Origin of the sequence: Polynucleobacter sp. MG-6-Vaara-E2 (assembly GCF_018687695.1) — a bacterium.
Classification (GTDB): Bacteria; Pseudomonadota; Gammaproteobacteria; order Burkholderiales; family Burkholderiaceae; genus Polynucleobacter.
Genome location: NZ_CP061303.1, coordinates 798,393 through 819,580 on the forward strand (window position 1 = coordinate 798,393; position 21,188 = coordinate 819,580).

General features: G+C 45.7%; 26 protein-coding genes. 19 read left to right on the forward strand and 7 right to left on the reverse strand.

Features of this window, described 5'->3' with window-relative positions:
• Nucleotides 1-11: 11 nt before the first annotated feature.
• Genes ICV38_RS04215 through modB form a run of 3 tightly spaced genes read right to left on the reverse strand, consistent with a single transcriptional unit; the run spans nt 12 to nt 2,695 of the window.
• Complete coding sequence (locus ICV38_RS04215) at nt 12-911, reverse strand: prenyltransferase (protein WP_215382486.1); 900 nt, start codon at nt 909-911, stop codon at nt 12-14.
• A gap of 21 nt (nt 912-932) precedes the next feature.
• On the reverse strand, nt 933-2,042 hold the full coding sequence (locus tag ICV38_RS04220; protein ID WP_215382487.1) for an ABC transporter ATP-binding protein: 1,110 nt from the start codon (nt 2,040-2,042) through the stop codon (nt 933-935).
• Complete coding sequence (modB, locus tag ICV38_RS04225; protein WP_215382488.1) at nt 2,042-2,695, reverse strand: molybdate ABC transporter permease subunit; 654 nt, start codon at nt 2,693-2,695, stop codon at nt 2,042-2,044. The genes ICV38_RS04220 and modB overlap by 1 nt, the downstream gene beginning before the upstream one ends.
• Nucleotides 2,696-2,796: 101 nt before the next feature.
• Here modB and ICV38_RS04230 point away from each other — a divergent pair, with 101 nt between their 5' ends.
• The 17 genes from ICV38_RS04230 to mnmH all read left to right on the forward strand — a co-directional run bounded on the left by ICV38_RS04230 (nt 2,797) and on the right by mnmH (nt 15,610).
• On the forward strand, nt 2,797-3,138 hold the full coding sequence (locus ICV38_RS04230) for a metalloregulator ArsR/SmtB family transcription factor (protein ID WP_215382489.1): 342 nt from the start codon (nt 2,797-2,799) through the stop codon (nt 3,136-3,138).
• Between the two features lie 48 nt (nt 3,139-3,186).
• The gene (gene soxC / locus ICV38_RS04235; RefSeq protein ID WP_215382490.1) at nt 3,187-4,587 is read left to right on the forward strand and encodes a sulfite dehydrogenase; all 1,401 of its coding nucleotides are present in this window, start codon (nt 3,187-3,189) and stop codon (nt 4,585-4,587) included.
• Nucleotides 4,571-5,659: a c-type cytochrome gene (locus ICV38_RS04240; protein WP_215382491.1), complete on the forward strand. Its 1,089-nt coding sequence runs from the start codon at nt 4,571-4,573 to the stop codon at nt 5,657-5,659. The genes soxC and ICV38_RS04240 overlap by 17 nt, the downstream gene beginning before the upstream one ends.
• 67 nt (nt 5,660-5,726) lie before the next feature.
• Nucleotides 5,727-6,179 carry a thiosulfate oxidation carrier protein SoxY gene (gene soxY, locus ICV38_RS04245; protein ID WP_215382492.1) on the forward strand — a complete coding sequence of 151 codons (453 nt, stop codon included), beginning with the start codon at nt 5,727-5,729 and terminating at the stop codon, nt 6,177-6,179.
• 55 nt (nt 6,180-6,234) lie between these two features.
• Entirely contained in the window at nt 6,235-6,543 is a 309-nt protein-coding gene (gene soxZ / locus ICV38_RS04250; protein WP_087909856.1) for a thiosulfate oxidation carrier complex protein SoxZ, read from the forward strand.
• A gap of 43 nt (nt 6,544-6,586) precedes the next feature.
• Nucleotides 6,587-7,399 carry a sulfur oxidation c-type cytochrome SoxA gene (gene soxA, locus ICV38_RS04255; protein WP_215382493.1) on the forward strand — a complete coding sequence of 271 codons (813 nt, stop codon included), beginning with the start codon at nt 6,587-6,589 and terminating at the stop codon, nt 7,397-7,399.
• Nucleotides 7,400-7,418: 19 nt separating this feature from the next.
• Nucleotides 7,419-8,057, forward strand: a complete 639-nt coding sequence (gene soxX, locus ICV38_RS04260; protein WP_215382494.1) for a sulfur oxidation c-type cytochrome SoxX — start codon at nt 7,419-7,421, stop codon at nt 8,055-8,057.
• A 48-nt stretch (nt 8,058-8,105) separates the two neighbouring features.
• Nucleotides 8,106-9,836 carry a thiosulfohydrolase SoxB gene (soxB, locus tag ICV38_RS04265; RefSeq protein ID WP_215382495.1) on the forward strand — a complete coding sequence of 577 codons (1,731 nt, stop codon included), beginning with the start codon at nt 8,106-8,108 and terminating at the stop codon, nt 9,834-9,836.
• Nucleotides 9,837-9,857: 21 nt separating this feature from the next.
• Nucleotides 9,858-10,295, forward strand: coding sequence for a DsrE family protein (locus ICV38_RS04270; RefSeq protein ID WP_215382496.1), 438 nt, complete (start codon nt 9,858-9,860; stop codon nt 10,293-10,295).
• Nucleotides 10,296-10,336: 41 nt separating this feature from the next.
• The gene (locus ICV38_RS04275) at nt 10,337-11,257 is read left to right on the forward strand and encodes an MBL fold metallo-hydrolase (protein WP_251368238.1); all 921 of its coding nucleotides are present in this window, start codon (nt 10,337-10,339) and stop codon (nt 11,255-11,257) included.
• Nucleotides 11,258-11,315: 58 nt separating this feature from the next.
• The gene (locus ICV38_RS04280) at nt 11,316-11,633 is read left to right on the forward strand and encodes a hypothetical protein (protein ID WP_251368239.1); all 318 of its coding nucleotides are present in this window, start codon (nt 11,316-11,318) and stop codon (nt 11,631-11,633) included.
• A gap of 18 nt (nt 11,634-11,651) precedes the next feature.
• Complete coding sequence (locus ICV38_RS04285; RefSeq protein ID WP_215382497.1) at nt 11,652-12,773, forward strand: YeeE/YedE family protein; 1,122 nt, start codon at nt 11,652-11,654, stop codon at nt 12,771-12,773.
• Between the two features lie 22 nt (nt 12,774-12,795).
• On the forward strand, nt 12,796-13,233 hold the full coding sequence (locus ICV38_RS04290; RefSeq protein ID WP_215382498.1) for a YeeE/YedE family protein: 438 nt from the start codon (nt 12,796-12,798) through the stop codon (nt 13,231-13,233).
• A gap of 1 nt (nt 13,234) precedes the next feature.
• Nucleotides 13,235-13,666: a DUF6691 family protein gene (locus tag ICV38_RS04295; protein ID WP_215382499.1), complete on the forward strand. Its 432-nt coding sequence runs from the start codon at nt 13,235-13,237 to the stop codon at nt 13,664-13,666.
• A 76-nt stretch (nt 13,667-13,742) separates the two neighbouring features.
• Nucleotides 13,743-14,087, forward strand: a complete 345-nt coding sequence (locus ICV38_RS04300) for a TIGR01244 family sulfur transferase (protein WP_215382500.1) — start codon at nt 13,743-13,745, stop codon at nt 14,085-14,087.
• A 20-nt stretch (nt 14,088-14,107) separates the two neighbouring features.
• The gene (locus tag ICV38_RS04305; RefSeq protein WP_215382501.1) at nt 14,108-14,527 is read left to right on the forward strand and encodes a thioesterase family protein; all 420 of its coding nucleotides are present in this window, start codon (nt 14,108-14,110) and stop codon (nt 14,525-14,527) included.
• Between the two features lie 9 nt (nt 14,528-14,536).
• Nucleotides 14,537-15,610 (forward strand): tRNA 2-selenouridine(34) synthase MnmH, encoded by a 1,074-nt coding sequence (mnmH, locus tag ICV38_RS04310; RefSeq protein WP_215382502.1) that lies wholly within the window; start codon nt 14,537-14,539, stop codon nt 15,608-15,610.
• 4 nt (nt 15,611-15,614) lie between these two features.
• Here mnmH and ICV38_RS04315 read toward each other — a convergent pair whose 3' ends face one another.
• Nucleotides 15,615-16,793, reverse strand: a complete 1,179-nt coding sequence (locus ICV38_RS04315; protein WP_215382503.1) for an acyl-CoA dehydrogenase — start codon at nt 16,791-16,793, stop codon at nt 15,615-15,617.
• 95 nt (nt 16,794-16,888) lie between these two features.
• On the opposite strand from ICV38_RS04315, the gene ICV38_RS04320 reads away from it, so the two are divergent.
• Complete coding sequence (locus ICV38_RS04320) at nt 16,889-17,599, forward strand: queuosine precursor transporter (protein WP_215382504.1); 711 nt, start codon at nt 16,889-16,891, stop codon at nt 17,597-17,599.
• 110 nt (nt 17,600-17,709) lie between these two features.
• Nucleotides 17,710-19,317 (forward strand): ABC-F family ATPase, encoded by a 1,608-nt coding sequence (locus ICV38_RS04325; protein WP_215382505.1) that lies wholly within the window; start codon nt 17,710-17,712, stop codon nt 19,315-19,317.
• Nucleotides 19,318-19,360: 43 nt separating this feature from the next.
• Here ICV38_RS04325 and ICV38_RS04330 read toward each other — a convergent pair whose 3' ends face one another.
• From ICV38_RS04330 to gloA, 3 genes are read right to left on the reverse strand one after another with little or no spacing between them, the layout of a single operon-like run.
• Nucleotides 19,361-19,627: a DUF1289 domain-containing protein gene (locus ICV38_RS04330; protein ID WP_215382506.1), complete on the reverse strand. Its 267-nt coding sequence runs from the start codon at nt 19,625-19,627 to the stop codon at nt 19,361-19,363.
• On the reverse strand, nt 19,624-20,796 hold the full coding sequence (locus tag ICV38_RS04335) for a GNAT family N-acetyltransferase (RefSeq protein ID WP_215382507.1): 1,173 nt from the start codon (nt 20,794-20,796) through the stop codon (nt 19,624-19,626). Before ICV38_RS04335 ends, ICV38_RS04330 begins: the two co-directional genes overlap by 4 nt.
• Before the next feature lie 2 nt (nt 20,797-20,798).
• On the reverse strand, nt 20,799-21,185 hold the full coding sequence (gloA, locus tag ICV38_RS04340; RefSeq protein WP_215382508.1) for a lactoylglutathione lyase: 387 nt from the start codon (nt 21,183-21,185) through the stop codon (nt 20,799-20,801).
• Nucleotides 21,186-21,188: the final 3 nt, after the last annotated feature.

Consider the following 21,188-nt stretch of genomic DNA (forward strand, 5'->3'; position numbering starts at 1 on the left):
CCCAAGTTTAATTACCGCCACACTAGTCCTATGAGCAATAGAAGGGAATACAGATGTATCGCCACTAAATTATGCAAAATAAGCTTCTTCATTGCATTTTTTCGAATCATTTCTTCTGATATTTGATTGGCGCAAAATATAAATACAGGAAGTACAGACAAGGTAATCAACGTTTTAATTGGAATCCCAAAAAAATAAATTCCAATTATTTGAAGGCTATAAGCTGCAATTGATATGCCTGTATACCAGGCACGCAATTCATGGGGACTGCTCTTGGCGGCAAGAGTTAGCTTTTGTGCAAGCCGATCTGCCTTAATATCAGGGATCTGATTTATTAGCAGGATATTGGAGGCCATTAATCCATATGCAAGTCCTATCAGGATTGTCTGGTAAGAATTATTGGTTGTTTGCATAAAGGCGAATCCGATAACCACAAGCGACCATGCAATAGCTATAGATAACTCTCCGAGAACCCCCCTAGACATCAGCTGCAGTGGTGGTGCGGAGTATGTCCATGCGGCGGTTACTCCAATGAACCCCAGCGGTATCAAGAGCCATGTAGTTTGCGAGCAAATATATAAGCCAATAAAGACGCTAATTGTGATTAGCGCAAAACCAAGCTGATATATTTCGATTGGCTTTATTAAATGGTTTTGTATAAAGCGGCTGCCGCCAGTAAATGGTGAAATTCGATTGCGATTATTTTCATCGCTACCATTGAGGTGATCAAAGTAATCATTTATTAAATTCGCTCCAGCATGTATGCAGAGGGCCAAAGTCACAGCAAGCAGGTTGATTGCCATAGACTCTTTTTTAGAGCTTGGAATCGAAAGCCCAATAAGGCAGCCTAAAAGGGTAATTGTGAGAAATGCGGGCCGAGTTGCTAGAAATAACTTGAGGACCATACTCATGGCGATTTAGAGCTATGCAGATTAGTGACCAACAAATCGCCTAGGATCATTGATTGGTCGCAACGGCATGATGTGAATTTGATTGCCATCTAATTCAACATGCATTTGACTGCCAACTTCCATATTTAGTCTTTTCACTTCAGATGCGGATGCAACCCATTCAATTTTATGTGCGCTATTTTGAATTTGTAGTTGGATCACCGCAATTTGACCCAAGACACTAATCTCTACGGCAATGGCAGGAGTGCTGGTCGCGGTTGGTGCGCTATGGATGCTTAAACCATCTTGCGGAATCACCCATGCTACTTGCGCATTTGGAGGAATTTTGCCTTTATCGGCAACGGTAAAGGTTTTATCGCAGCCATCCCAAGTAAGGCTGCCCGCATTAAATATTCCATGAAATAAATTACTGATGCCAACCAACTCGGCTACACGTGGGTTTCTGGGTCTTTGAAACAGCACTTGGGGCGCAGCCGTTTGCAAGCTGATGCCGTTATCAATCACGGTAATGCGGTCGGCAAGCAGATCAGCTTCACGCAAATCATGCGTAACCAACACAATCGGAATGTTTAAGTCCTTGCGTAAATCAGCAAGAGTTTTGTATAGGCCTTGTCGTGTTGGGGCATCAACAGCAGAAAATGGCTCATCTAACAATAAGATCTTTGGCTGTCGTGCCAATGCGCGAGCAAGTGCTACGCGTTGCTGTTGTCCGCCTGAGAGCTGGTGTGGAAAACGATGGGCAAGTTCAGCAATCCCCATGCGACTAAGCCAGTCCTGAGCAATGGCTTTACGTTCCGCCGCCTTATGTGCAGAATTATGCAAAGGGATGAGCACATTCTCAAGGGCCGATAGATGCGGGAAGAGGGCGTATTGCTGAAATAAAAATCCGCAAGAACGTTGTGCGGGAGACAGGTTTTGTATTACTCCTGCAAGTTCGTTAGCCTCAAACCAGGTTTCACCATCACATTCAATTTTTCCAGTCTTCGCTTGGCTGAGTCCGGCAATCGTTCTCAGAGTGCTGGTTTTGCCGCTACCAGATGGCCCTACAAGTGCATGTAATTGACCGGCCGCACATTCCAGTGTGATCTGCAGAGGGTTGGGGAGGGCTTGGCTTATTTTGAGTTTAAGCATCAGCCTCTCCGATGGCGCTGTTGGGAGACACTTTTGCCAAAAACACCATATGAAAGGGCGATTGCAATCAGGGATATGCCGAGCAGCAATAAGGCCAGTGCGCCGGCGCCTGAGGTATCAAAGCTTTGCACTTGGTCGTAGATCGCAATCGATACCGTTTTGGTTTCCCCTGGAATAGCACCCCCAACCATGAGGATGACGCCAAACTCACCTAGAGTGTGGGCAAACGTCAATACCGCGGCACTAGTGATGCCTCTCCACGCTAACGGGAGTTCAATCAAGCGAAATATTTGCCAGTTGGATAACCCGCTGACTTGGGCAGCCTCCAGAATTTCTGGATTGATGGCCTCAAATGCACGCTGAATCGGCTGTATTGCAAAAGGGAGGTTAACTATGAGGGAGGCAATGAGGATGCCGGTGAAGGAAAACACTAATGGAATGCCTAAAAAGGTCTTTCCACCCAAGCCAACTAAAAGGTAATAGCCTAAAACCGTGGGGGGTAAAACGAGCGGCAGGGCTAGGGCAGCTTCCACCCAGGGTTTGCTTCTATTAAGGCCTAAGAGGCTATGGGCAACCCAAACTCCAAATGGAATGATGAGGACCAGGGTCCAAAGCGCTAGCTTAAGCGAGAGAAGGATTGCATCCATGTCCATTGTTTGATTGTATTGCTAAGCAATATAGGGTATCTCACTATACCGATTTATCTGCTTACAGGGTCAAATATATGCGTATATATGCATATATTAAAAGGTTGGTGGAATTGAAAGCTAAAGTACAAAAAGCAACAAAAAACTTATCTCCAAAACAGATGGAGAAGGTCTTTGCACATGTGGCTGCTTATTTCAATGTTTTGTCAGAGCCTGCACGTTTACGCATCATGTATGCAGTCTGTAGCGGTGAAAAATCCGTCTCTGAGGTTGTAGAGATGTGTGGCACGAGCCAGGCCAATGTTTCGAGACATTTATTAGCGCTTCATAAAGCTGGAATTTTAATGAGGCGAAAAGAGGGTGTAACGGTTTATTACTCGATTGCGGATAACGCAACTGTAGAGATGTGTCAGACAGTCTGCGCAAAGATTGCTGAAGGCATTCACTAAGAGAATTTAATAAGTTTTGCAGTAAATCACTTTTCAAGTAGAGGTCAAATGACTAAGAAGCAAATTGAATTAAGTGCCGAGGATATCTCGGCGGTAGAGAAGCCGGCCAACAGAGCTCGCTTAGTGAAAGCGCCGGAGCACTTTATCTCACAAGAGTTAATTGCTGATATCAATTCAAATGGTCTAGATGAAACGCGCCGTGGCTTCTTGCGTAAAGGTTTTTTATCGGCTATTGGTGGTGCGGCTGCTGGCTTGGCCGCTCCAATGGCTTTTGCGGCTGGAGAGGGTGACCCTGCCATCCTAGAAAAGCAAGAATGGCAAACTACTCTCGGTAAAAACGTTGCCACCATGCCATACGGTGTGCCATCAATCTATGAAGCCAATCTCATTCGCCGTGAATCACCGGGATTAACGCGCGTCTCGGCAGCTTCAGTTGCTTTCACACCATTGCAAGGTTTATTTGGAACGATTACTCCAAACGGTTTGCATTTTGAGCGTCACCACCAAGGCTGGTACAACCTTAACCCTGAAACTCATCGATTGATGGTGAATGGCATGGTCAAGAATGCCCGTGTATTCACGATGAATGATTTGATGAGATTGCCTTCGGTATCTCGCACTCACTTTATTGAGTGTGGTGCCAATACTGGTTTGGAGTGGGGTAATGTAGCTGTGCCAACAGTGCAGTACACCCATGGCATGTTGTCTTGCTGTGAATTTACAGGCGTTCCACTCAAAGTATTGCTTGAAGAGTGTGGCGCTGATTTGAAAAAAGGTAAGTTCCTGCTTGCTGAAGGTGGCGATGGTTCTGGCATGACGCGCACCATCAACTTGGAGAGCTGCTTAGACGATACGATTGTTGCCTGGAGTATGAATGGTGAGATGTTACGTCCAGAAAACGGCTTTCCATTGCGCTTGGTAGTTCCGGGCGTACAGGGCGTTAGCTGGGTGAAGTGGTTGCGTCGTTTGGAAGTTGGCGATATGCCATGGAATGCCAAAGATGAGGCAGTTCATTACATCGAGTTGATGCCGGATGGCATGCACCGTCAATATGCATCGATTCAAGAATGCAAATCGGTAATTACTACACCTTCTGGTGGTCAGCAGCTACTGGACAAAGGTTTCTATAACGTCAGCGGTATGGCTTGGTCAGGCCGCGGCAAGATTAGGCGTGTTGATGTCTCTTTTGATGGTGGCAATAACTGGCGTACTGCACGTCTAGAGACCCCAGTCCTCACGAAGTCCATTACCCGTTTCAATATCGATTGGGTGTGGGATGGTTCACCGGCAATACTGCAGTCAAGAGCGGTGGATGACACTGGCTACATTCAGCCTTCTATTAAAGTGTTGCGTGATTTGCGTGGTAATCGTTCTATCTATCACAACAATGCAATTCAGTCCTGGAAATTGGATTCAAACGGCGAGGTGAGCAATGTACAAGTTGGATAATTTATTTGCTCGCTTAACTGTTGCAGGCTTAGCAGTCTTATCAATTCAAGTTGCTTATGCGCAAAATACTCAAGGGTCTGTAAAGTTCCCTGGTATTGGCCGTAATGCTACGCCCGCCGAAGTAATGGCTTGGGATATCGATGTACGACCTGATTTTAAAGGCCTGCCAAAAGGATCTGGCTCGGTAGAGCAGGGCCAAGCGATATGGGAATCTAAATGCGCCAGTTGTCACGGTGTCTTTGGTGAGTCGAATGAGATCTTTACACCGATCGCTGGGGGAACAACTGCTGATGACGTAAAGACCGGAAGAGTTGCTTCTTTGGCTGATCGCAAGCAGCCTCAGCGCACCACCTTGATGAAAGTTCCCACAGTGTCTACTTTGTGGGATTACATCTATCGCGCGATGCCTTGGAATGCGCCAAGATCATTAACGCCGGATGATACGTACGCTTTGGTTGCGTTTATCTTGAGTTTAGGAGAAATTGTTCCGGATGATTTTGTATTGAGCAATACCAATATTGCCGACGTTCAGAAGAAGATGCCTAATCGCAATGGTATGACGCGCAATCATGGCTTCTGGAGCGTGAACGGTAAACCAGATGTCAATGGTTCATCTTGCATGACTAATTGCGTGAAGTTTGTGCAGATTGGATCAACCCTCCCAGACTTCGCCAGAAATGCCCATGGCAATATTGCAGAGCAAAATCGCTTGTATGGACCATATCGCGGTTCAGACTCTACTAAACCTCCAATCGATAAGCTGCCCGGATCTAGCGCAGAGGGCTTAGCCCATGCAGCCGATACTCATGCCGCCACTACAAAAGGGCCTGCAGCGCTGTTTAAGAATGAAAACTGTTCAGCATGTCATGCACCCAATGCCAAGTTAGTTGGCCCATCCATTGCCGATATTGCAGCGAAATATAAAGGGCAGAGTGGGGCTCAAGAAAAGCTTATGGCTAAGGTCAAGAATGGGGGTTCAGGGGTGTGGGGGGCGATTCCGATGCCACCACAGTCACAGTTATCAGATGAGGACAGGGCGACGCTTGTGCGTTGGGTGCTTACTGGACAATAGATTTACAGAAGGTTTTTTGAAATACCGCTATATTTGATACTAAGAGTAGATTATTAAAGGAGTTTTTATGAATCAGCAGCGACGCAGTTTATTGAAATACTCAGCCATTTTTGGCTTGATGGCTTCTGCGGGTCTCATTAGCGTGGCCCAAGCGCAAGAGTGGAATAAAGCCGCTTTTGAAGGCAAGAGCCTCGACGATGTATTCAAGATTCTAGGTGCAGGTAGTCCAGATAAGTCTGGTGCCGTTACTTTGAATGCCCCAGATATTGCAGAAAATGGTGCGGTAGTTCCAGTTGGTATTGTCACAACTCTTAAAGCAGAGCAGATGGCAATCTTGGTTGAGAAAAACCCAAGTGCATTAGCTGCGCAATTCTTTATTCCTGCCGGTACAGAGCCATTTGTTACTACTCGTATCAAGATGGGTCAAACCTCCAACGTGTATGCCTTGGTAAAAGCGGATGGCAAGTGGAGCATGGCTGTTAAGGAAGTCAAAGTCACTTTGGGTGGTTGCGGCGGTTAATCGCTCTCAATCCAATAAATATCATTAATTAATTACTAGATTACAAGAGGAAAACATGGCTGATCCAATGCGCGTTAGAGCTGCTGAGAACGGTGGAATTGTGGATGTAAAAATTTTGATGAAACATGACATGGAATCTGGTCAGCGTAAAGATGCTGCTGGTAAAACGATTCCTGCATGGTTCATTAGCACTATTAATGTCAAAGCGAATGGCAAAGATGTATTGAATGGTCAGTTTGGTCCAGCAGTTTCCAAGGATCCATTCTTGAACTTTAAATACAAAGGCGCCAAAGGTGACAAGATTGTGGTGAGCTGGGTAGATAGCAAGGGTGACAAGCGCACTGACGAAGCTACTGCTTCTTAATGCCAACATCTTCATCGTCTCAATAGTTCTGAAAGGGTAACAAATGCAGCGTAAATTCACCTTAGGCTTAGCCTCAGGATTGCTGGCAACGATGTTGTCAATTTCATCTGCGTCTTTCGCACAAAATGCAACAGACGATATTGCAAAGTATCGCGAGATGATTGCAGATGGAAACCCTTCTGAACTTTATGAGGCTGCTGGTGAAGAGCTTTGGAAAAAACAAGCTGGCCCAAAAAATGCCACGCTTGAGAAGTGTGATCTAGGATTGGGACCTGGTGTTGTAAAGGGTGCAGCAGCACAGTTGCCACGCTACTTCAAAGACACCAACAAGGTTCAGGATCTGGAGTCCCGTTTGATGACCTGCATGCAAAAGCTGCAAGGTCGTGATCCGCAAGAGATGATTGATGCACCATTTCAAAAGGGCCCCAAGAAGGATATGGAGGCTATTGTTGCTTACGTAGTCACCTTGTCTAAAGGTGACAAAATTAAAGTCAGCACCACTCATCCTAAAGAAAAAGAAATGTATGAACTTGGAAAGCGCGCATTCTTTTTCCAAGGTGGCCCAATGGATTTCTCATGCGCCTCTTGTCACGGTGAAGATGGTAAGCGCATTCGCTTGCAAGATTTGCCTAACATCACGACTCAAAAAGGCGCTGCCTTAGGTTGGGGCTATTGGCCAGCGTATCGCGTCTCCAGTGGACAGTTTTGGACAATGCAACAACGTTTGAATGATTGCTATCGTCAGCAACGTTTTCCGTTCCCTATTTATGGCTCTGATTTAACGGTCGCTTTGTCGATGTATATGGCAAAAAATGCTAATGGCGGCACAGTTGAAACCCCTGGTTTGAAGCGTTAATGGATAAGAGACAGAGAATATGAATATGAAGAACATGAAATCCCTCTTAGCCATCACTGCATTTACTTTGACTGCCGTTGCTCTACAAGGTACTGTAAATGCTCAACAAGCTAACGATCCTAAGTTCAACAAAATGATGAAGGATGGCTTTAGGGCTGATGGTATTGCTGGTCTAGATCGTATTGATCAAGATGCAACGCAAAAGTTTTGCTCCGATCCCATGTTTGCTAATAGCAAGCAGGGTGAAAAAATGCGTGACAAGATTCAGAAGATGAATATGGACAGCATTAAACAGCCTTCTGATGGTAAATACATCGGTGATTGGAAGAAGGGTGAGGCCATTGCACAAAGCGGACGTGGCGCTACTTGGACTGATAAAGCTGATACGCCGATTGGTGGCGGTTGTTATAACTGTCACCAGATCGATAAGAAAGAAATTTCTTATGGCACGATTGGACCTACCTTGTGGAATTACGGCAAACTCCGTGGCTATTCTCCAGAGGTTGTGACCTATACCTGGAATCGCATCAATAATTCCAAGGCATATAACGCATGCAGCAATATGCCTCGGTTTGCACACTTCAAGCTCTTAAATGAGCAACAGATTCAGGATGTGATGGCGTTGCTCCTGGATCCTGCTTCTCCATTAAACCAATAAGGAATCAAAAAAACAGGCCGACAGGCCTGTTTTCATAAGGAAAATATCATGTCTTTAAGTCGTCGCGATTTTTTGCAGGCCTTGGCTATAGCATCTGCAGGCGGAATGAGTTTGCAGTCCAATTTTGTCAATGCACAAACTACTGCGCAAAAATTTTATGACTTGCCTAAATTTGGCAATGTGCACTTTCTACATTTCACAGATTGCCATGCGCAATTGCTGCCAATTTATTTCCGTGAACCCAATGTAAATTTGGGTATTGGTGCGCAAGAAGGAAAAACGCCTCATTTGGTTGGCGAATATTTCTTAAAAGCCAATGGTATTGCGCCAGGCACTCGTGATGCACACGCATTTACCTATTTGGATTATGTAGCTGCTGCGCAGAACTACGGCAAGATGGGTGGCTTTGCTCATATGGCCACACTGATCAAGCAAATGAAAGCAAGTCGTCCTGGCGCCTTATTGCTTGATGGTGGCGATACTTGGCAGGGCTCTGGAACTGCGCTTTGGACCAATGGCCAAGATATGGTTGATGCCGCCCTTGCATTGGGTGTGGATGTCATGACACCGCATTGGGAGATGACGCTTGGCGAAAAGCGTGTGATGGAAATTGTGTATGGCGACTTCAAAGGCAAGGTTTCCTTCATTGCGCAAAACATTAAGACCGCAGACTTTGGCGATATGGTCTTTAATCCATATGTCATGAAAGTGCAGAATGGCATTCAGGTTGCCATTATTGGACAGGCTTTCCCATATACGCCAATTGCAAATCCTCGCTATTTCACTCCCGACTGGACCTTTGGTATCCAAGAAGAGAATATGCAAAAGACTATTGATGAGGTCAGATCAAAAGGAGCGAAGGTAGTAGTGCTCCTATCTCACAATGGTATGGATGTGGACTTGAAGATGGCATCTCGTGTTCGTGGTTTGGACGCAATCCTAGGTGGCCATACTCATGACGGCGTTCCTATTCCGGTTAAGGTAAAAAATGCTGGTGGTGTAACGCTTGTTACCAATGCCGGCTCCAATAGCAAGTTCCTTGGCGTGCTCGATTTTGACGTAAAGGGCGGAAAGCCTGTTGATTTCCGTTACAAGTTATTCCCAATCTTCTCGAATATGATTCCGGCAGACTCGACCATGACTAAGCTCATTACGAAGGTTAGAGCACCGTATGAGGCTAAGCTGAATGAGAAGTTAGCAACTACCGAAGGTCTCTTATATCGTCGAGGCAACTTCAACGGCAGTTTTGATCAACTCATCCTGGATGGCTTAATGGCGCAGAAGAATGCGGAGATTGCGTTTTCACCAGGCTTCCGATGGGGAACCAGCCTCTTGCCGGGCCAGGCAATTACTCGCGAGAACTTGTTAGATCAAACCGCGATTACCTACCCATACACCACGGTTACCAACATGAGTGGTGAAACAATCAAAACTATTCTTGAGGACGTGGCTGATAACTTATTCAACCCAGATCCGTATTACCAGCAGGGTGGCGATATGGTGCGTGTTGGTGGAATGCAGTACACCATTGATCCAGCGCAAACCGCAGGCAAGAGAATTACAGACATGCGTTTGAATGGTAAACCGATTGAAGCCGACAAGACCTATAAGGTTGCAGGTTGGGCCCCAGTCAGCGAAGAAGCCAAAAACGCTGGTGGCGAAGCAATCTGGGATGTTATGGAGCGACACCTGCGTGATGTCAAAGTCGTTAAAGCAGTTAAGCTTAATGAGCCAATTATTAAAGGGGTTTCCAATAACCCTGGCATGGCTCCAATCTAATTAACTTCATCGAATAGTCATATGAAAAAACTACTTTCCTTTCTTACTGCTCTGGCCCTTACTTTAGGGTTCTTCTCAACTGCTTTAGCTCAACCTACGGGCAATACCAAAGTGGTTTATCACATTGACGATGCTGAGACTCAAGGCCTGAAAGGTCTACGCAACATTCGTAACCATTTGGATACTTCTCCCAATACCATGATCATCGTTGTGACTCATGCTAATGGCGTTGATTTGTTAATGGAAGGTGCAAAGGATAAGAAAAATAATGTGGAATATGCGCCATTAGTTGGAGCCCTCAAATCTCGTGGTGTGAAATTTGAGGTTTGCGAAATTACTTTGAAAAATCGTAATCTTAAAAAAGACCAATTCACCCTTGACGCGGATTTCACGCCATCAGGGGTGGTGCGTGTAGCTGATCTGCAATACAAAGACGGCTTTGCCTACATCAAGCCTTAAGCCACCGCATGAAGTGTCTTAACAGTTTTCTAAGGATCCTTTTGGGATCCTTTGTCTTTTGTGGCCTAGCCTTTGGGCAGGGAAGGCCTGCCGATACAGTTCAGTTTAAACCCATTCAGGTGGCTCCACATACGTATTTTGTGCAAGGTTTTGCTGAGATGGGTAGTAGTGCCAATCAGAACTTTATTTCCAATGCGGGATTTGTGGTGACGCCAGGTGGAGTGGTCGTGGTAGATGCCTTGGGCTCACCTATCTTGGCCCAGAAGCTCATTGCTGAAATTAAGAAGGTGACCAATCAAAAAATTGTGGCTGTCATTGTCAGTCACTATCATGCTGACCATGTATACGGCTTGCAGGAATTTAAAAAGACTGGTGCCAAGATTTATGCGCAAGGAGAGGGGCGAAACTACCTTTCTTCTGAAACTGCAAAACAACGCTTGATTGCATCCAGAATTGATTTTTCTCCTTGGGTAAATGCCAATACAAGGTTGGTTGCTGCTGATGAATGGATTGATCAGAAAACAAAGCTGACGATTGGTGGTATTGAATTCTTTGTTAGTAGAGTAGGGCCTGCGCATGCGCCAGAGGATCTGATGGTGTATGTACCATCAGAAAGGGTACTTTTTGCTGGGGACTTGGTTTTTAGAGGGCGCATTCCATTTGTGGGCAACGCCGATAGTAAAGGGTGGCTAGTTGCTCTAGATGAAATCGAAAAATTAAATCCTAATATTGTGATTCCAGGTCATGGCTCTTATTCGGTAAAGCCGGTTGAAGACATCGCCTTTACAAGGGAGTATCTCAAGTATTTGCGGCAATCCATGTCTGATGCAGCTCTCAATCTCGATCCGTTTGAGGAAGCCTACAAACAAGCAGATTGGTCTGAATATGAAGGAATGCCTTTATTTAGGGCGGCCAATCGCATGAATGCCTATAACGTTTACCTATCAATCCAGGCGGAATAGGGCAATTTTGGTCATTGGGCCTTAAAATAGAGGATTAATGCTAAATCCTTGATTTGTAATGAAAATGATTTTTATTCGAACCCTTTCAGTCGCGATTCTGAGTGCGCTCATTTCCGCACCAGTCTTTTCTGCTCCTGATTTGGCAAACGGTAAAACCATTGATCAACAAAAATGCTATGCCTGCCATGCCAAGAAAACTGGTTTTGGTAATGGTGACATGATCTATACGCGTAGCGACAGCAAGGTGAAGTCGATGGCCAGCTTGAAGAAGATGGTGGGTCTGTGCAATACCGAACTACGTTTAGATCTTTTTCCCGAGGATGAGGTAGATGTTGCTGCCTATCTCAATCAACAATTTTATAAATTTAAACCTTAATTTTTTTATACAGTCGCTATGGATGTTGTAGATATCAATTCATTAAGTAAGTCAGTCCTTTGGGCAACTTTTGTAATTACCTTTTTGCTTGGTGCGGTTATGCAAAAGACTGGCTTTTGTAGCATGGGTGCGGTTTCTGATGCGTTCATTATGTCCAGTTGGGAACGCTTAAGACAATGGTTTTTGGCAATCGGAGTTGCCATTGTTGGTTTTGCTTTGATGTCTTATCTGGGCTTGGTTGATCCGCTCAAAAGTTTCTATACCAGCAATAAGTTCTTATGGCTTTCCACGATTGTTGGTAGCACACTATTTGGTTTTGGAATGGTTTTAGCATCTGGATGTGGTAGCAAGACCTTGGTGCGTATCGGTGGTGGCAACTTGAAGTCGGTGATCGTCTTTATGGTGCTGGGTTTGTCTGCCTATATGACGATGCGCGGTTTCTTGGGTGTTGTGCGTATCAATACTTTGGATACAGTATTTATTGCATTCAATACTCCACAAGATTTGCCTAGTCTCCTCAGCGGTCCTTTGGGTATAGCGCGCGCTAATCTTCATCTTGCTTTGGGATTAGTAATTGGCTTTGCATTTATTGCCTATGCCTTGGCCAACAAAGCATTTTGGACGGCCAATAACCTATTCGCTGGTGTTGCAGTAGGAGTAGCAATCTGCGCAGTGTGGTGGGTATCGGGTAATTTGGGGTTTGTAGCAGAAGATCCCAATACGCTTGAAGAAGTATTCTTGGTGACGAATTCTGGTCGCATGGAGAGTCTGTCTTTTGTTGCACCATATGCATACTCCCTTGACTGGCTCATGATGTATAGCGATACATCAAAAGTGCTTACTGTAGGCATTGTTGCGGTGGCGGGAATGATTTTGGGTTCATTCATCGTTTCTTTGCTGACTAAGTCTTTTCGTTGGGAATCATTCCGCAATACTGAAGACACTGCCAATCATTTAGTGGGCGCCACCCTAATGGGTTTTGGTGGTGTGACAGCCTTAGGCTGTACAGTTGGTCAGGGCTTAAGCGGCATCTCTACACTTGCAGTGGGCTCCTTATTGGCACTACCAGGCTTTATCTTTGGTGCCTATTTGGCTTTACGTTATTTAAAGATGCGCCTTGCTCCAAACCCTTGCAGTTAACTCGAACACGCTAGAAAAACACATGCAAATCGATTGGCTCTCATTTACCCCCATCCCATCACTATTGGGTGGAATGATTTTGGGGATTGCAGCAGCGCTTTATGTTTTACTCCACGGCCGCATTCTGGGTATTAGTGGAATTGTTTCTGGCTTGCTGCATCCAAAGCAAGGCGATCGTGCTTGGCGCATTGCGCTCATCTTAGGATTGGTTACTGCTCCAGTATTAGCAGCCTTGTTCTTTGAAATTCGTCCGATTATTGAAGTGGATGCCGATTGGTTTGCAGTGCTAGTAGCAGGTGTTTTAGTAGGGTTCGGTGCGCAATATGGCTCTGGTTGCACCAGCGGCCATGGTATCTGCGGACTTTCTCGTCTATCCCCACGTTCATTAGTAGCAACACTCTCATTCATGGGTGCTGGCTTTCTCATTGTGTTTGTCCTTCGCCATGTGATCGGAGCTTAAGATGAGAAAGCACTTCAGTTTATTGAGTCAGTACTTGATCGGCGTTTTGTTTGGTTTGGGTCTGATTATTTCTGGCATGAGCAATCCACAGAAAATCTTAGGATTTTTGGATTTGGCTGGATCGTGGGATCCATCGTTGATGTTTGTGATAGCTGGCGCGCTTATAGTTGGTCTTGGCGGTTTTTATGTTGTCAGTAAACGTACCGAAGCCTTCTTTGGTGGTGCCTTGCATATTCCCAAACGCCGTGACATTACTAAGCCACTGATTATTGGCAGTCTCATTTTTGGCACCGGCTGGGGTATTGCGGGCTTTTGTCCTGGACCCGCCTTGGTTGCCTTAGGTGCTGGACACCTCAAGGCTTTAGTGTTCCTGATCGCCATGTTGGTGGGCATGGAGCTTTGCGACCGCTTCTTTAGCGCCCACAAAAGATAGCCTAAGACAGCCCAATAGCGCCTGATTTAGAATGAATCCTATTCTTAGTGATTAATTCTTAATTGAAGAGGGTGCAATGAGTCTTCCCATTACTTGTCATAACGATCAATTCGGTACTCTCGGTCAGATTGGTCCAAGTCATTTAGCTGAAATTGCCCGGCAAGGCTACAAAAGCGTTATCAATAATCGTCCCGACGGCGAAGGTGGTCCTGATCAACCCACCAATGCCAGCATTCAAGCGGAAGCGGAAAAGTTAGGATTGAACTACGCCTACTTACCAGTAGTGCCCAGTGCGATGACTGTTGAACAAGTGCGAGAGATGGCGCGTTTATTAAAGACGATGCCAGGTCCAGTACTTGCTTTTTGCCGTTCTGGTGCACGCTCCACTAATTTGTATCAACTTGCATTGCAAGTGAAGTAATTCAGCAGCAGTCAAACACTATGCGCATTGCGATCCCCGAAGAACGTAAGCTCGTTCATGAAATGAACATGCCTATTCGTTGGGGTGATATGGACGCCTATGGGCATGTCAATAACACCGTGTACTTTCGTTATATGGAGCAAGCGCGGGTGGAGTGGATCACCTCTTTAGGTTATCAAGTGGCTCCTGGTCGCGAATCCATGTTGATGATGAATGGCTTTTGTAACTTCTACAAACAACTTTCTTATCCAGGCGATTTAATCTTAAAAACATCCATTGGCGCTATTGGCAGAACCAGTATGGATGTCTATACCAGCATGGCTTTAAGCGCTACGCCAGATGAAGAGGCTGCTATTGGTGGAGCCACGATGGTCTGGGTAGATCTCACCACCAATAAATCAGCACCCTGGCCTGATCATATTTTGCAAAAGATTAGCTAACGCTGCGCTATGCAACCTAGCAATCCCCACATTCTTAAACTAGAACAATTTCTATCAGAGCTAGATCGTTTTGATCTTGTGATCGATGTGAGATCCCCCGCGGAGTTTGCTCTAGATCACATTCCAGGTGCAGTGAACTATCCTGTTTTAGATAACGATGAGCGCGCACAAATTGGCACTCTTTACAAACAAGTTTCACCATTTGCCGCTAAGAAGCTCGGTGCCGCATTAGTTTCTCGCAATATTGCCAATCACCTTGAAAACCATTTATTAGAACTCCCACGTGAGTGGCGACCACTGATTTACTGTTGGCGTGGTGGTGAGAGAAGCGGGGCGTTTACCCACATTCTCAATCGTATTGGCTGGAAAGCGATGCAGCTCGAGGGTGGCTACCAAGGATTTAGGCGAACTGTTATTGACGGCCTAGAAGAATCTGCTAAACATTTTTCTTTCCAAGTGATTTGTGGCATGACCGGTAGCGGTAAGACCAGAGTTCTGCAGGAGGCGCAAAACTATGGTGCCCAGATCTTAGATCTCGAGGCTTTGGCGATACATCGTGGATCCGTCCTTGGTAATGAGCCCAATATTGAGCAGCCTTCGCAAAAAGGCTTTGAGACTGAACTTTGGAATGCGCTACGCTCTCTAGATCCCGCTAGGCCAGTTCTCGTTGAGTCAGAAAGCAAGAAGGTAGGCGGTGTACATATACCTGACGCTCTGATGGAAAAGATTCGCAATGGGGCTTGTATTGAACTACGCTCGAGCACACAAACACGGGTGTCGTGGCTCATCCGTGAATACCATCATTTTTTGAGTGATACCGACAACTTCAAACGAAAATTGTCTTTGCTAACGGCTCATTATGGAAAAGTGCAGATTGCTAAATGGAATGAGGCGATTGATGCAGGGCAGTTTCCAGAATTAGTAGAAGAGTTGTTGGTCAAGCACTATGACCCATCCTATCAATCCTCGATCGTGCGCAATTTTCCTCAATATAAGATTGAGAACTTTGTGCAACTAGAGGATGACAGTGATGAGGCCTTTGCTAATGCAGCAAAGGCCATCGTAGCAAAAATGAAGCCCTAGCTTCTTAACTAAAAGCTTGAATGCCGGTTTGTGCGCGACCCAAAATAAGCGCGTGAATATCGTGAGTTCCCTCGTAGGTATTCACTACCTCTAGGTTCATCATGTGACGTACTACACCATATTCGTCAGAGATACCGTTACCGCCGTGCATATCGCGTGCCATACGGGCAATATCTAAAGACTTGCCACAGGAGTTGCGTTTCATTATTGAGGTAATTTCTGGAGCAGCAATGCCTTCATCTTTCATGCGACCCAAACGCAAGCAACCTTGCAATCCGAGTGCAATTTCTGTTTGCATATCAGCTAATTTCTTTTGAATCAGTTGATTGGCAGCTAAAGGTTTGCCAAACTGTTTGCGGTCCATGGTGTATTGACGCGCTGCTTGCCAACACCACTCAGCAGCACCCAATGCACCCCAAGAAATCCCATAACGTGCAGAGTTCAAACAGGTAAATGGACCTTTGAGACCGGTGACTTCTGGGAATTCATTTTCAGTGGGGACAAACACTTCATCCATCACAATTTCACCAGTGATAGAGGCACGTAAACCCATCTTGCCGCTGATCTTTGGGGCGCTTAAGCCCTTCATCCCTTTTTCAAGGATGTAGCCACGAATGATGCCTTCATCATTTTTGGCCCACACCACAAACACATCGGCAATCGGAGCATTGGAGATCCACATCTTGGAGCCCGTTAAAGAAAATCCACCAGGAACTTTCTTTGCGCGTGTAATCATGCCGCCTGCGTCAGAGCCATAGTTTGGCTCTGTTAAACCAAAGCAGCCAATCCATTCACCAGTAGCTAATTTGGGCAGATATTTTTGCTTTTGTGCTTCAGAGCCAAATTCATTAATCGGCACCATTACTAAGGAGGACTGAACGCTCATCATGGAGCGGTAACCAGAATCAACGCGCTCAATTTCACGAGCAATTAATCCGTACGAAACGTAATTTAAATTTGCACCACCATACTGTTCTGGAATCGTGATACCCAAGAGGCCAAGCTCACCCATCTCGCGAAAGATGGCGGGGTCAGTGGTTTCATTACGATAGGCATCCAAAATGCGAGGCATCAGGCGCCCTTGAGCGTAGTCCGCAGCGGCATCACGGATCATCCGCTCTTCCTCGCTAAGCTGGGTATCTAGTAAGAGAGGGTCTTCCCAATTAAAGCTGGCTTTACTCATGGTTCTCGTCGTCCTATGGAATGTTTTCTGCCCGCCTCCTGCGTAAGTCCAGGAATGCGGATATGCTTTGTTCTATTATCCATTTTTCTAGACTTATGGACTCGCCAAGACGACACCATCGCTATTACGACCTGATTCTGGCTGCCTTTGTGGTCGTACTCCTGTGCTCAAACTTTATTGGGGCTGGTAAAGCAGCTGTCGTGAATTTGCCTTTTTATGGCGAATTGGCATTTGGGGGCGGCATTTTGTTTTTCCCAATCGCCTATTTCTTTGGCGACATCCTCACAGAAGTCTATGGCTACGCTTATGACCGCCGTGCCGTTTGGGCGGGGTTTGCTGCTTTGGCTTTTGCAGCCATCATGGCGCAGATCGTGATTGCTTTGCCGGTTGCGCCTGGCGCCTACATGGCCAATTATCAACATGGGCTAGAGACTGTCTTTGGCAATTCATGGCGAATTGCGCTGGCCTCCATCTTTTCTTTCTGGTGCGGTAGTTTTACCAATAGCTTTGTATTGGCCAAGATGAAGATTTGGACTCAGGGTCGATTTTTGTGGATGCGCACGATCGGCTCAACGGCGGTAGGGGAGTTGGTTGATTCCTCCTTCTTTTACCTTCTGGCTTTCTATGGTATCTGGCCAACTCATGAAATCCTTCAAGTCGCTTTAGCCCAATATGCACTTAAAACTGCTTGGGAAGTCTTGGCAACGCCATTGACCTACTGGATCGTCCATTTCCTCAAGCGTAAAGAAAACGAGGATTACTACGATATTCATACAAATTTCACGCCATTTCGGGTCAAAGTCTAATCAGGCCCTGATTTAGAGCTTTCCTCGCCCTAAACCGTTAAAATAACGGTCTTTGCCCCTAATGCTAGGGGGATCTGTTGAATTGAATTTCAGAAAGCTAGAAAACATCCGTGCTGTCCGCATCTAATATCACCATGCAGTTTGGGGCTAAACCCCTGTTTGAAAATATTTCCGTGAAGTTTGGCGGCGGTAATCGTTATGGCCTCATTGGCGCAAACGGTTGCGGTAAATCTACTTTCATGAAAATCCTTGGGGGTGAGCTAGAGCCAACCAGCGGCAACGTGAGTTTGGATCCTGGTATTCGTTTAGGTAAATTGCGTCAAGATCAATTTGCTTATGAAGATGTACGCGTGCTTGATGTCGTGATGATGGGTCACGAAGAAATGTGGAAAGCTGCAGCTGAGCGTGACGCCATCTACGCGAATCCAGATGCTACTGATGAAGATTACATGAAGGCTGCAGAGCTTGAAGGTAAATATGCTGAGTATGGTGGTTATACCGCTGAAGCAAAAGCAGGCGAATTGTTATTAGGTATTGGTATTCCGATTGAGCAACATAATGGCCCCATGAGTAACGTAGCTCCAGGTTGGAAATTGCGTGTGTTGCTAGCCCAGGCCTTGTTCTCCGATCCGGATGTCTTATTGCTCGATGAGCCAACCAATAACTTGGATATTCACTCTATTCATTGGTTAGAGGATATTCTGAACGAGATTAAGAGCACGATCATCATTATTTCCCATGATCGCCACTTCCTCAATGAAGTCTGTACGCACATGGCCGATATGGACTATGGAACACTCAAGGTCTATCCAGGTAATTATGATTCATACATGCTTGCATCTGTGCAGGCGCGCACACAACAGTTAAGTAATAACGTCAAAGCTAAAGAAAAAATTGCTGAATTAGCGGCTTTCGTAGCTCGATTCTCTGCAAATGCTTCTAAAGCACGTCAGGCAACTTCACGTCAACGTCAGTTAGAGAAAATTGAAGTAGTTGAAGTAAAGCCGTCATCACGTCAAAATCCATTCATTCGTTTTGATACTGAGAAAAAACTCCACAACATGGCAGTCGAGTGCAATGCACTGACCAAAGCTTACGACCGAGTCATCTTTAAGAATTTTAAGCTGGGCGTTCGTGCTGGTGAAAAGATTGCCATCATTGGTCAGAACGGTGCAGGCAAGACTACTTTGCTTAAAACAATCCTCAGCAAACGCTTTGATGGTATTGCTGCAGATAGTGGCGATGTGAAGTGGGCAGAAAATGCGAACGTCGGCGTTATGCCTCAGGACAATACTGACATGTTCGCCAAAGATGAGTTGCTCATGGATTGGATGAATAACTGGCGTAACACTGGTGATGATGATCAAGTCATTCGTGGCACCTTAGGTCGCCTCTTGTTCTCTGGTGACGATATTGGCAAGTCAGTCAAAGTGCTTTCTGGTGGTGAAAAGGGCCGTATGATTTGGGGCAAACTCATGCTCCAGAAATATAACGTGCTGGCAATGGATGAGCCAACTAACCACATGGATATGGAATCGATTGAGAGCTTACAAATTGCACTCGAGAAATTTGATGGTACTTTGATCTTTGTTTCTCATGACCGTGAGTTTGTTTCTGCCTTGGCGAACCGCATCTTGGAAGTAAAGATGGACGGCACTGTAGTAGATTATTCGGGCACTTACGAGGAGTATTTGCGTAGCCAGGAGTTAACTGGCTAAGTTACTAAATTGGTTTGAGATTTAAAAACAATAAGCCTGCGAATTACGCGGGCTTATTTTCTTTGGCTTGTCGCTGAAAGCGCGTAGCAGTGCCATCTTCGCGAATACGTTTCCAGACAGAGGCCTTTTCATCATCAGAAAAGAAGACCCAATTACTCACTTCATTCAGTGTGCGGCCACAGCCTTGGCAAATCTCATCATAGAGAGTAGTGCAAACGCCAATACAAGGTGAGTCTGATTCCTCATCTCCGGTGGAGAGGGAATGTGAGCCGTCTTGTGGCGCTTGATTGTTATTGCTTCCGGAATTCATGCAAGTACTTTAGTCGATTTCAGCGGACTATGCTCAGCAAGCTCATCAACATAGGCGCCAATGCCTTGATGTTCACGTTCTAGGAAGTGCGCAACAGCCTTAGACAACCTAGGGTCTTGAATAAAATGAGCCGATTGAATGGTAGTTGGTAAAAATCCCCGCGCCATTTTGTGCTCACCTTGTGCGCCACCTTCAAAGGTTTGAATACCTTGGGAAATGCAGTATTCAATAGCTTGGTAGTAAGCAGTTTCAAAATGAAGGCAGGGCACGCGTTCCAGAGCGCCCCAATATCGGCCATAGGCTTTGGAGGATGGCTTGTCCACAACCAATAGAGAGGCAGCAATTGGAATACTACTTCGTTGCGCAATGATCAGATGAAGATTTTCTGGCATTTGTTTTGCCCATCGCTTAAAGAACTCTTCACTGAGATAGGGACTCGACTGATGTTCGAAATACGTATTTTGATAACAGGCGTAAAAGAATTCCCAATCTTGATCATTGGATTCATTTCCGGGTACATGCCTGAAAGTGATAGCTTCTTTTGCCACTTGCTCGCGTTCGCGGCGAATATTTTTGCGACGCTTCATGGTCAATACGGATAAGAATTGCTCAAAGCTTTGAAAGCCATGGTTATGCCAATGAAACTGCACTGAATCTCTTAATAAAAAGCCTTGGTCATTGAGATGATTGGCCTCCGTGCCCATGGGAAACAGTATGTGCGCTGAAGATAACTGGTTATCTTTTAATAGGGACTTTAGCCCGCCAATCAATGCATTTTGAACTTCAATTTGATTAGCGTCGGGAGAGCACAAAAGTCTTGAGCCCTGAACGGGGGTAAATGGAACGGCACAAAGTACCTTTGGATAGTAGTTGAGCCCTTGTTGCTCATAAGCCTGCGCCCAAGACCAATCAAATACAAACTCACCATAGGAATGCTGCTTTAAATACAGTGGCATTGCACCCATTAATCGACCATCTTGTTTTAAAACCAAATGGGCAATCTGCCATCCAGTGTTGCCACCAACACAGCCTGTCTCTTCCAGTGCGCTTAAGAATTCATGTTTGAGAAAGGGGCCGGCATCTGGACCTAGTAGGCCATTCCATTCTGATGCGGAGATATCAGAGAGTCGATCGATGATCTCTAATTGATATTGCTCAGAGTCGGCCACTATTAGCGTTGAATGAGTTCAATTTTGTAACCATCGGGATCGGTTACAAAAGCAATGATGGTGTCGCCACCGGCAACCGGTCCTCCCTCACGAGTGACATTGCCGCCGGCAGCTTTAATTTTGTCGCAAGCGGCGTAGGCGTCAGGCACCCCAATAGCTATATGACCATAGGCTGTGCCTAAGTCATAAGAGTGAACGCCATGGTTATAAGTCAGCTCAATCTCAGCTTGTCCATCACCATTGCCTTTACCAAAGCCTACAAACGCCAATGAGTACTTTTGCTCTGGCCTTTCGGTAGTGCGCAGCAAATTCATACCTAACACCTTGGTATAGAAATCAATTGAGCGCTGAAGATCCCCAACGCGCAACATGGTGTGTAAGATCATCATGAT